The sequence below is a fragment of the Pseudoalteromonas lipolytica genome, from assembly GCF_003515105.1.
In the GTDB taxonomy this organism is placed as follows: domain Bacteria; phylum Pseudomonadota; class Gammaproteobacteria; order Enterobacterales; family Alteromonadaceae; genus Pseudoalteromonas; species Pseudoalteromonas lipolytica.
Genome location: NZ_CP032090.1, coordinates 2,004,758 through 2,017,277 on the forward strand (window position 1 = coordinate 2,004,758; position 12,520 = coordinate 2,017,277).

Here is a 12,520-nt window from a genome sequence, read left to right on the forward strand (position 1 = left end):
TAATGGCTACTTCTGTAGCTTAGCAGTAATAAAATACTAGGTTACAATTTATTATCAAACATTAATTAAACGTAACCGAGAAACTATGCAGGCATAATTCCTTTTTATGGCGTGACAAAATAACGGATGTTTATGACATTCATAAGAAAATGGAATATAAAATGCAGAAATACACAGAGTATTTCATCTAAGAAATAAAAAATAAGACATTGATTTTCATTAGGTTACATAAAAACCCTCCGTAAATTACAAAAAAAAATGTGAATAACTAAAAACAGTGCCATAAGGCGTTATCCCTGTTTACAATTATTCACATTTACAATGTAACTTTTTGTAACTGAAAGCTGTTAAGCTGGCACTCTTACCCACCCTTCCATGAGTACTCGCGCACTGCGGCTCATACTGGCTTTTTTTACTTGCCAATCTTCACCAACTCGTTCTGCTGCGGCTCCCACTTTTAACGTACCCGATGGGTGCCCAAAATTTACTTCATGGCGCTGTCCGCCACCTGCAGCTTGATTTACTAAGGTGCCGGGTATCGCAGCTGCAGTGCCAATAGCAACCGCTGCCGTGCCCATCATGGCATGATGCAGTTTACCCATCGACATAGCACGAACGAGTAAATCAATACTGTCGGCTGTTACTTCTTTTCCACTGGATGCATGGTAGCTTTTAGCGGGTGCAACCCACGCAACTTTGGGTGTATGCTGGCGTGATTTAGCTTCCTCTACGTGCTGAATTAAACCCATTTTTAGCGCACCATAGGCACGAATTGTTTCTAGCTTTTCAAGGACTGAAGCATCACTATTGATAGCATCTTGAAGCTCAGTACCGTCATAACCGATTTCACTGGCATTAATAAATACAGTAGGAATACCCGCATTAATCATGGTCGCAGATAGCACCCCAACGCCCGGAACGTCGAGTTCATCAACGAGATTACCCGTTGGGAATAACGCGCCTTCACCATCAGCCGGATCCATAAACTCAAGCTTTACTTCGGCTGCAGGGAATGTCACACCATCTAGTTCAAAATCACCTGTTTCTTGAACTTCACCATGGATAATGGGGACATGTACAATGATGGTTTTACTAATATTTACTTGCCAAACTTTAACTTCTACAACGCCGTTATCTGGAATCTTGCTGGCATCAACCAAGCCATTACTCACCGCAAATGCGCCCACTGCAGAGGTTAAGTTACCGCAGTTACCACTCCAATCAACGAATGCCTTATCGATAGCAACTTGACCAAAAAGATAATCAACATCGTGATCGTCCTTGCTGCTCTTCGATAAAATAACGGTTTTACTGGTGCTTGATGTAGCTCCCCCCATACCATCCGTTTGTTTACCGTATGGATCTGGGCTACCAATAACACGCAGAAGTAAATTATCGCGTGCTTCACCTGCCTCTTGGGCAGGTTCAGGTAAATCAGTTAAATTAAAGAACACCCCTTTACTGGTGCCGCCACGCATATAAGTAGCAGGCACTTTAATTTGTGGTTTAAAGGCCATAATTAATGCTCCTCAGACTCTAAAAAGTCTTGAGCAAAGCGCTGAAGTACACCACCAGCTGAGTATATTGATACTTCTTCGGCTGTGTCTAAGCGACAGGTCATCGGTACTTCAACCACCTCACCACTTGTGCGTGTAATGAGCAGAGTTAATGTCGCACCAGGTGTTGGCTCGCCTTTAACGCTAAAGGTCTCACTACCATCAATGCCTAATGTAGTTCGTGTTGTGCCCGCTTTAAATTCAAGTGGTAACACACCCATACCAATAAGGTTTGTGCGGTGAATTCGCTCAAAGCCTTCTGCAGCAATAACTTGTACACCAGCAAGACGAACTCCTTTTGCAGCCCAGTCACGTGATGAACCTTGACCATAATCAGCACCCGCCACAATGATGAGTGGTTGTTTACGCGCCATGTAGGTTTCGATTGCCTCCCACATACGGGTCACTTTACCTTCAGGCTCAATACGAGCATAAGAACCTTGCTTTATTTCACCATTTTCTTTAACCATTTCGTTCAATAGTTTAGGGTTTGCAAACGTTGCACGTTGAGCAGTTAAGTGATCCCCTCGGTGAGTAGCATACGAGTTAAAGTCTTCTTCGGGTAAGCCCATTTTAGCAAGATACTCACCCGCAGCACTTGATGCTAAGATTGCATTCGAGGGTGATAAGTGATCAGTCGTAATATTGTCACCTAATACAGCTAATGCACGCATATCAGTTAAACTACGCTCACCAGCCAATGCACCTTCCCAATATGGCGGGCGACGAATATAAGTGCTTTGCGGACGCCATTGATAAAGTGGGTCGTTGTCTTCACCATAATCAACACTTAAATCAAACATAGGCTCGTAAACCTTTCTAAATTGTTCAGGTTTAACGCTTTGTTTAATCACTGCATCAATTTCTTCATCTGATGGCCATAGATCCATTAAGCGGATTTCGTTGCCGTGTGAATCGATTCCCAATACGTCTTTTTCGATGTCAAAACGAATAGTACCTGCAATGGCATAAGCAACCACTAAGGGAGGTGACGCAAGGAACGCTTGTTTGGCATAAGGGTGAATACGACCATCGAAGTTACGGTTACCCGACAACACAGCAGTTGCGTATAAGTCACGGTCAATAATTTCTTGTTGAATTTTAGGATCAAGCGCGCCACTCATCCCATTACAGGTTGTGCATGCAAATGCCACAATGCCAAAGCCTAACTTTTCAAGCTCTGGTAATAAATTGGCTTCTTCAAGGTATGATTTAACCGCTTTAGAACCTGGTGCCAAAGAGGTTTTAACCCACGGTTTACGTGATAAACCTTTCGCGTTCGCATTGCGCGCAAGTAAACCAGCAGCAATCACGTTACGCGGATTACTGGTATTAGTACAACTCGTAATTGCTGCGATAATACATGCACCATCAGGCATTAAGCCTGCTTCATTTTCAACAACCCCTGTGATCCCTGCTTTAGCAAGGTCACTGGTTGCAACACGACGGTGTGGATTAGATGGGCCCGCAATATTACGGCCAACGGATGATAAATCGAACGTTAAAACACGTTCATATTCAGCCGTTTTTAAACTATCGCTCCACAAGCCAGTTTCTTTTGCATAGGTTTCCACCAGCTTAACTTGCTCTTCTTCGCGGCCGGTTAGACGCAAGTAATCAAGTGTGTTGTCGTCAATATAGAACATAGCTGCTGTGGCACCAAATTCAGGTGTCATGTTTGAAATCGTTGCACGGTCACCTAACGTCAGTGCATCAGCCCCTTCACCATAAAACTCAAGGTAAGTTGAAACAACTTTCTCGTTACGTAAAAACTCCGTGATCGCAAGTACGATATCGGTTGCAGTAATGCCTGGTTGTGGTTTACCGGTAAGTTCAACACCAACAATATCAGGTAAGCGCATGTACGAAGCACGGCCAAGCATGACGCTTTCAGCTTCAAGCCCGCCCACGCCCACAGCAATAACGCCTAATGCATCAACCATAGGAGTATGGCTGTCTGTGCCGACTAAGGTATCTGGAAATGCAACGCCATCACGTTTTTGAATAACAGGCGACATTTTCTCTAAGTTGATTTGGTGCATGATGCCGTTACCCGGTGGAATAACATCAATGTTCTTAAATGCCGTTTTTGTCCAATTTATAAAGTGAAAGCGATCATCGTTACGACGATCTTCAATGGCGCGATTTTTTTCAAACGCATCGGGTTCAAAACCTGCGTGTTCTACTGCTAACGAATGGTCAACGATTAATTGAGTAGGTACCACTGGGTTTACTTTCGCAGGATCGCCGCCTTTAGCGGCAATTGCATCGCGTAAACCGGCTAAATCAACCAGCGCTGTTTGGCCTAAAATGTCATGACACACGACACGTGCAGGAAACCACGGAAAATCTAGGTCACGTTTACGTTCAATTAATTGCGAAAGTGCATCGTTTAACATTTCAGGTTCACAGCGGCGAACTAAGTTTTCAGCTAATACGCGTGATGTGTAAGGAAGTGTGGCGTAGCTGCCTGGCTTAATAGCATCAACAGCAGCGCGAGTATCAAAATAATCAACGCCGGTGCCTGCTAATGGTTTTCTATATTCTGTATTCATGATGACTCTACTTGTACTTGGTGACGATGAAGGAAGTTGGGCTTGTTTTTAGTGTTTTTATGCCCTTTTATAAAAGGGCGGCTTAGCCGCCCCTGTCATTGGTTTGATTGGTGTTATTAACGCTCAGTAATTGGCGTATAGCTTCGTGCTTCTGGGCCCGTGTAATCAGCGCTTGGGCGGATAATACGGTTATTAGCACGCTGCTCTTTAACATGAGCAGTCCAACCTGTTACACGGCTCATCACGAAAATAGGCGTGAACAACTTCGTTGGAATGTCCATGAAGTGATACGCTGATGCATGGAAGAAATCAGCGTTACAGAACAATTTTTTCTCGCGCCACATAACTTCTTCACAACGAACAGATACCGGGTATAACACAGTATCACCCACTTCTGCTGCCAGTTTTTCAGACCATTTTTTGATGATCACGTTACGTGGGTCAGACTCGCGGTAAATGGCATGACCAAAACCCATAATCTTATCTTTGCGCTCAAGCATGCCCATTAATGCTTCTTCAGCTTGATCGGCGCTCGTAAAGCTTTCAATCATATCCATCGCAGCTTCGTTCGCACCGCCATGTAGTGGACCACGCAAACTACCAATTGCACCTGTCACACATGAATGAATATCAGACAAAGTTGAAGCACACACACGCGCTGTGAATGTCGATGCATTAAACTCGTGCTCTGCGTATAGAATGAGCGAAACATTCATTACTTGCTCAAATAATGCCGATGGCGCTTTGTCATGTAACAAATGTAAGAAATGTGCGCCAACCGAATCATCATCTGTTTCTGTATTAATACGTACACCGTCATGACTAAAACGGTACCAGTAACAAATAATGCTTGGGAATACAGCCACCATGCGGTCAATTGCATCATTGGCTTCACTAAAATCTTGCTCCATTTCTAGGTTACCTAGCATAGAACAACCCGTACGCATAACATCCATTGGGTGTGCATCTTTAGGAATGTTTTCTAGTACTGTTTTTAGTGCGTCTGGTAAACCGCGAAGTGTTTTTAATTTAGCTTTATATTCAGTAAGCTCTGCGGTTGTTGGTAATTCACCGCGCGATAGTAAAAAAGAGACTTCTTCAAACTGGGCTTTATCAGCCAGTTCACTAATATCATAACCACAATACGTTAAACCAGAGCCTGACTTACCTACTGTACACAGAGCTGTTTCACCTGCTACTTGACCACGTAAACCTGCGCCGCCTAATGCTTTATCTACCATGAGTGTTCTCCTTCAATGTTGTCGTTATGATTTTTTAGCTGAGAAAAGGTTATCAAGTGTATTTTCATATGAGTGATAGTCTAAAAACTCATATAACTCAGCACGTGTTTGCATATTATCGATTTGGCTTTGTTGTGAGCCTTCGTTAAGAATAGATGCATACACGTTAAGTGCTGCTTTGTTCATGGCTCTGAATGCACTTAATGGGTAAAGCACCATTTCAACACCCACTTCACTTAACTGCTCTTTGGTATAAATCGGTGTTTGGCCAAATTCTGTGATATTCGCAAGGATTGGCACATTTAACGCTTTCGCAAACGCTTGATAATCGGCTAAATCATGAACTGCTTCAGCAAAAATTGCGTCAGCGCCCGCTTCAACACAAGCTGCTGCACGGTCGATAGCTGCATTTAGGCCTTCTTTTTGGAATGCATCAGTACGCGCCATAATGTAAAAATCGCTATCCGTTTTTGCATCAACCGCGGCTTTAATACGGTCAACCATTTCATCTTTAGAAACGATTTCTTTATTTGGACGATGACCACAGCGCTTTTGTGCTACTTGGTCTTCAATATGAAAACCCGCCGCGCCCGCTTTCGTCATTTCTTTAACTGTACGCGCAATGTTAAATGCCCCGCCCCAGCCTGTATCGGCATCAACAAGAAGCGGTAAGTCGGTAGCGCTGGTAATTCGACGAATATCTTCAAGTACGTTGTCTAGGCTGGTCATGCCTAAATCTGGCATGCCGTATGATGCATTAGCCACACCAGCGCCTGAGAGGTATAACGCTTGGTGGCCTGTTTTTTCAGCCATCATGGCACAATACGCATTGACAGTGCCGACCACTTGCAGTGGCTTATTGTTGGCTATCGCCTGTTTGAACTTTAATCCTGCTGACATTGGATAACTCCTATCTTTGAACGGTCACAGCTCTTTGGCTGTGTCTAATTTTTAAAATTAATCTGTGACGATTTGACGACAACTCGGCTATTTTTTTGCCGCGTGTAAATCAAACTTAGTCTGTATATTGGCCTGAGATGCGCTTATATGGCGCTTCATTAGCATTTCAGCTAACTCCCCATCATGATTTTCAATGGCATTAATAATTGCAAGATGCTCATCAAAAGCCTTTGATACGCGAGGCCCCGCCATGCCCATTTGTACACGGTACATACGGATTAACTGATACAACTCATTACATAAAAGATGAATTAAGTGTGCGTTTTTAGAGCCTTTGATTATGCGATAATGAAAATCAAGGTCACCCGCTTCTTGGTAGTAAGATTCACCTTCTTTGACACGTTGTGTTTGCAAGTGTTGATTAAGTAACTGCTTTAAACCTTGCACTTCTTGTGGCTCCATATTGTCGGCAGCTAAACGACACGCAAGCCCTTCAAGCGCACTACGAACCTGATACACTTCAATAAGTCGCTCAGCAGTCAGTGCCACAACACGACAACCCACGTTTGCTTTACGTTCAACTAAGTAGCAACTTTCTAAACGATTAAGTGCTTCACGTAATGTAGCGCGACTAACGCCATAACGCTTCGCAAGTTCAGGCTCAGAAATTTTACTACCCTGTTCAATAGTGCCTTGAACTATTTCACGGCGCATGTCGACAAACACTTGGTCTGACGCTGTCGTTATCGTGATATCGTTATAGTTATCGTTGGCTTTTTGCTCTGTCATAGTCACTTCTTTAAACGTGCTGAATTTAGATTGTCGACAATTAATAACGTCACTATGCGCGCTATCGTATAAACTGTCAACCTTCAGACCATGAAAATAGGCTAAAAAAACAGCTAAATGTCGACATAAAGTGATATCTTTTGAAAATATTGACCATAAACAGTGTTTATAGGGGTGAAGTGTCGACAGTTTAGTCATACGTGTAAAACTATAAAAAAGTCCCCCGTACACATCAAAAATGATATGATCAGCACATTATCACGTGACTTGAGAGCCCTTTCGTGGACGCTAATACATTTATTCCCGATTCATTTATTGATGATGTAAAAAGCTACCTTCCTGCACATTTATCCCTAGACGATTTTATTGCTGCCTGTAGGCGCCCGCTCAGACGCTCTGTACGCGTTAATACATTAAAGATGTCTGTTGAAGAGTTTCAGCGCCAATGCGCACGCAAAGGCTGGGAGTTAACGGCCATTCCGTGGTGCGAAGAAGGGTTTTGGTTAACGCGACCAAGCGAAGAGGAATCCGCTCTTGCCATAGGCAATACTGACTTGCATTTAAGTGGCGCTATGTATGTACAAGAAGCAAGCTCAATGCTCCCCCCGGTTGCACTTAGAACAGAAGTACAGCACAGCGATGCGGTACTTGATATGGCGTCGGCGCCGGGTTCTAAAACATCACAAATTGCCGCCATGATGAATAATCAAGGGGTTTTAGTCGCGAATGAATTGTCGTCATCACGCTTAAAAGTACTGGCTGCCACACTTAAACGCATGGGCGTGGGTAACTGTGCGCTGTCACATTTTGATGGTGTGATCTTTGGTGATTACATGTATGAATGCTTTGATAGCATTTTACTCGACGCACCGTGTTCTGGTGAAGGCACCGTTCGTAAAGATGCAGACGCCCTTAAAAATTGGTCCATTGAATCTAACATCGATATTGCAGCGGTTCAAAAAGCACTCATTAAAAGTGCGTTTTATGCATTGAAGCCTGGCGGTACACTCGTTTATTCAACCTGTACCCTAACCCCACTTGAAAACCAGCATGTTTGTGAGTATTTATTAGACACATTTCCTAACTGTGTTGAAGTACAGCCACTTGATTGTTTATTCGAAGGGGCAAATAAGGCGACAACCCCTGAGGGCTACTTACACGTATGGCCACAAACATACGATAGCGAAGGCTTCTTTATCGCAAAATTCAAAAAAGTAGCTTCAGTTGATAACCCGAATCAAAGAGTCAAAAAAGGGGCATTTCCATTTACGGCGTTTGATAAAAAACAAAGCCAAGCATTTATGCAAACAATTAAAAAACAGTTCGGTCTAAAATCACTGCCAGGCAGCTTAATGCAGCGTGACAAAGAACTTTGGTTATTTCCTGAATCCTTTAATGCACTTCAAGATAAAATCAAATATTCCCGCTTAGGAATCCAAATTGGTGTGATCCATAAAGGGGGTGTGCGCTTAACGCATGAGTTTGCCACAGTATTTGGCCAAGATTGCGATAAAAACACTTATGAAATGACAGCTTCTCAAGCAAATGATTACTTCAATGGTAAAGATATCCGTCTTGAGAAACCGGTTCAAGACAATGGTGAAGTTGTGTTATTGCTGTGTGGCTGTCCCGTGGGTTTAGGTAAATGGCAAAAAAATAAAATTAAAAACTCTTTACCACGCGATCTCGTGCAAAATACCCAGTTGATAACATGGGTATAACATGCGAATAAACGCTGTATAAACACGGTTCTACTTTGGGTAAACAAAGGTAACAACTTGATTTTAAAGCAGTATAAAATTTATACATTTATAGTGCAATTTTCATCTCATTAACTACACTTAAAAGTACTTTCTACTTCTCCCTACTGAATTTAGAAGGTGTTTTTTTAAAGTTAGCGCAGGCTCGCAAGAGCCACCCCCTAAGCCCAGAACAATGCGGATTCGTTCTGGGCGTTTTTTATTCAAAAGTCGCATAGCCAAACATAATCCTTTTTGATTTCATTAATAAAATAACTAAAAAGGATCCTCCATGTTAAAACCGCTGTGTGTATTATTTCCCGTTTTTATTAGCTTCCAAAGTATTGCGAAAAACAGCCAATACGAAGGCTTTAGCTATCCGAATAAGGCAAAGAACGCCATTAGTATTTCCTTTGATGATGCCAGACACAGTCAGGTAGACACAGGGTTAGCACTATTAGACAAGTATCAGGTTAAGGCCACCTTTTATGTCTCCCCTTTTAATGTCAAAGAACGCGTTGAAAAATGGCAAATGGCAGTAAAGTCTGGGCATGAGATAGCGAACCACACTACCAGCCATTTATGCACCGGCAATTTTGAGTGGTTGCGTAAACAGGGGGTTTCTCTTGAGCAAATTACGCTCAAAGGCATAGAACAAGATATTCTAAAAGCGCAAGACTATATCAAGCATACGTTGGGCATTGAACCAACCTCGTTCGCATATCCGTGTGGAAACACATTTGTAGGGCGTGGTGCTAACACAAAAAGTTATGTGCCTGTTATTGCCAAGCACTTCGAAACAGGTCGAACTTGGCTAGATGAAACCGCCAACAACCCTAATTTTACCGATTTTACTCAGCTTACTAGCTTAGCGATTGATGGCCTTACCTTTGAACAAATAAAAACCATGCTTGAGCAGCACCGTACAAATAACAGCTGGATTATTCTTGCGGGGCATGAGGTGGGTAAAAGCAGTCAGTACACCACAGACAGCGAAGCACTTGAGAAGCTTATCGTGTATTTACAAAACCCAGACAATGGTTTTTGGCTTGAGACCGTGAGTAACGTGGCTAAATATGTAAAAGCTAACCGACAAGAAATTGATTAATGATCATTTAAATCAAATTCAGTAATTTGGTTATCAGCGTGAATAAGCTCATACTTTGCAAGCAACCCGTCATTAAGTTCAATCAAGCTGATAGCCGCATTACTTACAAGGTATTTTTGCCCGTCGCCTTTAGTTTGATGTTTATCAACTTCCATCTGCCAGCGCTTAGTAAAAAAGTTAAGGGGACTTTTCGGGGCATATAAAATTGAATCAAGCTTATCGAGTACGTTAATAAGTTTTCTCGGGAACTCATTTTTAATACCACTGGCCGTTAATTGCCAAATACGGTTTTTATGTTTCCCAAAGCGCTTTTGAACAGAAAAACAAAATGAATAATGGACATCGCCAGAAAGAATTAATGTTTCTTTAGGTGTATCTTCACGCCGAAATGTATCGAGTAACTTTTTAGCAGAGCCTTCGTGAGCCATCCAGTTTTCAACATCAACTAATAAAGGCTGACCACAAAAATTAAACATAGCCTGAATCGCTTCTATTGATTTCACCCCAAATACGGGCGCTGGAGAAACGATAATAACCTTATCATGCGAAAGTAAGCTTTCTTCAAGTTCGGTTAAGCGTTCCCAGTCGAGTAAACCTGAAGGCTCATTAAAGTTTTGCTCATTACGCCAGCGATGGGTGCGCGTATCAAGCACCACCACTTTAGGAATGGTATTGAGCTCGTAATGCCAATAATTAAAATTGAGGATCAGCTTATCGAACTCTTTGAACTGCCATGTTTGGCCGTCAAAGCTTTTTGTGAAAGCAGATAACAAAGACAGCGTTTTTTCACCCGCATCATTACCAATCCCTTGCATTAACCAATAACTTATTAAACCGTTATTAACGATTCGTCGGCTGACTGGGTGTTGATAGATAGCGTGCTCCCACCCTGCCGTTAAATTCCAGTCATCTGTGACATCATGGTCGTCAAACATCATCAGGGTTGATACATTAGCAAACAACCGCTGTGTTTTATTCAACCCATCCGCAAAGCCAAGGAGTGCATCCTTTTCAAGCTGAAATTGCGTGGCGTGTTTAGGCGGCAGTGTTGGGCAATCTGCCTGTGCAAAATCAATTAGCTGCCACGAAACAGCACTAAAGTTAAGTATATAAAGTGCAATGAACTCTTGAAAATGTACTAAATGATTTTCAGCTTTTAAACTAGAAAAATGAGGCTCATCTTTTTTAAGCCAATAACCGACTCCCCATTTGCTGCGATTTTGCCAAGGCACTTTAGGTAAATAAAGATGGCGACTATAAAGCTGTTCGCTAAAACAAGCGGGTAAATTGAGCTTAAGCGGCGGCTCTTTAAAGATCCCAAACAGCGTTATGATTTTTTCTATCGCCAGTAACATCGGCCCTGCAACATCATCTGCGTATACTTGATCACCCGATAACAAAAGTAAATCAGCACCCGCGTTTAGCGATTGTCGCTGCTCATTTTGCCACGTGTCGGCTGCCACCAAACTATCTTTAGCAGGATGATGGGGGTTACGGCACGAACCATGTAAGATTTTATCGAGTCTATTAGGAATTACAAATGCAGGAAAATCGGCACGTTCGTAGCAAAATGCAGATAAATCGAGGCTTTTATCACGATCATGAAGTGAATAATAGATCAGTGAATCAACCCCAAATGGCTGTGAGGTTGGTAAAACAATGACATAATGAAGAAAGAGAGCCTCGCCTAATTGAATGACCTCATGCTGACAGGTCGATTCAAGGCCCTCAAACTCAATTCTATAATCACTATTTCGGGTTGTTACAAACTGAAAACAGACTTGATGAGGATCTGCACGGCGTACCATAGGCCCCATAATAAGTTGAGGTAAACTTGATACGCCGGTCATTGTTAAGCCCTTTTTGCTTGCTTAAACAGAGAATAGAAATTATCCGTCGTTGCGTTAGACAATTCGTTAAAAGTAAGCCCTTTTAACTCAGCAATATAATACGCAACGTCTTCTACATACGCGGGTTGGTTTGTTTTTCCACGGTATGGCACAGGGGCTAAATAAGGCGAATCTGTTTCGATTAAGAGCCGATCTAATGGGATTTTCTTCACAACGTCTTTTAGTTCAACGGCATTTTTAAATGTGACAATGCCTGAAATCGAAATATAAAAGCCCATATCAATCGCTTTCTTAGCCATATCCCAATCTTCAGTGAAACAATGCAGTACACCACCACATTTTTCAGCATTATGAGCGCGCATCAGGTTAATTGTGTCCTCACGCGCATCTCGAGTGTGAATGATAAGGGGTTTGTTAAGCTCATTAGCAACGTCTATATGCCCAACGAAGCTCTCTTGCTGAACGATATGCGTTTCTTTTGAGTAATAATAATCAAGACCTGTTTCACCAATTGCAACGACTTTATCGTGAGTAGCAAGGTTGATCAGTTGGTGTTTATCAAGTGCATCTTTTTGATCAAGAGGGTGTACGCCACACGAAGCGGATACATCTGGATAATCTTTAATTTTTTCAAGCATGCTTGGAAACTGCTCCAAAGTCACACTAACACATAAAAAGTGTTCGACTTGCTTTGTACGTGCGTTTTCAAGTACTTGGTCTAAATTAAGGTCGAGTTTGTCGAAGTCAAGACGGTCTAAATGACAATGAGAATCTACAAGCAT

At 42.4% G+C, this 12,520-nt stretch carries 9 protein-coding genes; 2 read left to right on the top strand and 7 right to left on the bottom strand.

What is annotated here, in order from left to right:
- Positions 1 to 347: 347 nt before the first annotated feature.
- The 5 genes from prpF to D0907_RS09155 form a co-directional block, all read right to left on the bottom strand.
- Positions 348 to 1,517: a 2-methylaconitate cis-trans isomerase PrpF gene (gene prpF, locus D0907_RS09135; protein ID WP_118844356.1), complete on the bottom strand. Its 1,170-nt coding sequence runs from the start codon at positions 1,515 to 1,517 to the stop codon at positions 348 to 350.
- A gap of 2 nt (positions 1,518 to 1,519) precedes the next feature.
- Complete coding sequence (gene acnD / locus D0907_RS09140; protein ID WP_118844357.1) at positions 1,520 to 4,111, bottom strand: Fe/S-dependent 2-methylisocitrate dehydratase AcnD; 2,592 nt, start codon at positions 4,109 to 4,111, stop codon at positions 1,520 to 1,522.
- Positions 4,112 to 4,227: 116 nt separating this feature from the next.
- Complete coding sequence (gene prpC / locus D0907_RS09145; RefSeq protein WP_118844358.1) at positions 4,228 to 5,352, bottom strand: bifunctional 2-methylcitrate synthase/citrate synthase; 1,125 nt, start codon at positions 5,350 to 5,352, stop codon at positions 4,228 to 4,230.
- A gap of 24 nt (positions 5,353 to 5,376) precedes the next feature.
- Positions 5,377 to 6,252 (bottom strand): methylisocitrate lyase, encoded by an 876-nt coding sequence (gene prpB / locus D0907_RS09150; protein WP_036968012.1) that lies wholly within the window; start codon positions 6,250 to 6,252, stop codon positions 5,377 to 5,379.
- An 87-nt stretch (positions 6,253 to 6,339) separates the two neighbouring features.
- Positions 6,340 to 7,041 carry a GntR family transcriptional regulator gene (locus tag D0907_RS09155; RefSeq protein WP_036968009.1) on the bottom strand — a complete coding sequence of 234 codons (702 nt, stop codon included), beginning with the start codon at positions 7,039 to 7,041 and terminating at the stop codon, positions 6,340 to 6,342.
- Positions 7,042 to 7,322: 281 nt separating this feature from the next.
- On the opposite strand from D0907_RS09155, the gene rsmF reads away from it, so the two are divergent.
- The gene (rsmF, locus tag D0907_RS09160; protein WP_118844359.1) at positions 7,323 to 8,762 is read left to right on the top strand and encodes a 16S rRNA (cytosine(1407)-C(5))-methyltransferase RsmF; all 1,440 of its coding nucleotides are present in this window, start codon (positions 7,323 to 7,325) and stop codon (positions 8,760 to 8,762) included.
- A 310-nt stretch (positions 8,763 to 9,072) separates the two neighbouring features.
- Entirely contained in the window at positions 9,073 to 9,888 is an 816-nt protein-coding gene (locus D0907_RS09165) for a polysaccharide deacetylase family protein (RefSeq protein ID WP_118844360.1), read from the top strand.
- Here D0907_RS09165 and D0907_RS09170 read toward each other — a convergent pair.
- On the bottom strand, positions 9,885 to 11,738 hold the full coding sequence (locus tag D0907_RS09170) for an alkaline phosphatase D family protein (RefSeq protein ID WP_118844361.1): 1,854 nt from the start codon (positions 11,736 to 11,738) through the stop codon (positions 9,885 to 9,887). The two genes, D0907_RS09165 and D0907_RS09170, sit on opposite strands and share 4 nt — an antisense overlap.
- A gap of 2 nt (positions 11,739 to 11,740) precedes the next feature.
- Positions 11,741 to 12,520, bottom strand: coding sequence for a TatD family hydrolase (locus D0907_RS09175; protein WP_118844362.1), 780 nt, complete (start codon positions 12,518 to 12,520; stop codon positions 11,741 to 11,743).

Coding starts and splice junctions, on each gene's coding strand:
- prpF (WP_118844356.1), bottom strand. CDS start 1,517: ATGGCCTTTAAACCACAAATTAAAGTGCCTGCTACTTATATGCGTGGC.
- acnD (WP_118844357.1), bottom strand. CDS start 4,111: ATGAATACAGAATATAGAAAACCATTAGCAGGCACCGGCGTTGATTAT.
- prpC (WP_118844358.1), bottom strand. CDS start 5,352: ATGGTAGATAAAGCATTAGGCGGCGCAGGTTTACGTGGTCAAGTAGCA.
- prpB (WP_036968012.1), bottom strand. CDS start 6,252: ATGTCAGCAGGATTAAAGTTCAAACAGGCGATAGCCAACAATAAGCCA.
- D0907_RS09155 (WP_036968009.1), bottom strand. CDS start 7,041: ATGACAGAGCAAAAAGCCAACGATAACTATAACGATATCACGATAACG.
- D0907_RS09165 (WP_118844360.1), top strand. CDS start 9,073: ATGTTAAAACCGCTGTGTGTATTATTTCCCGTTTTTATTAGCTTCCAA.
- D0907_RS09170 (WP_118844361.1), bottom strand. CDS start 11,738: ATGACCGGCGTATCAAGTTTACCTCAACTTATTATGGGGCCTATGGTA.
- D0907_RS09175 (WP_118844362.1), bottom strand. CDS start 12,520: ATGCTTGTAGATTCTCATTGTCATTTAGACCGTCTTGACTTCGACAAA.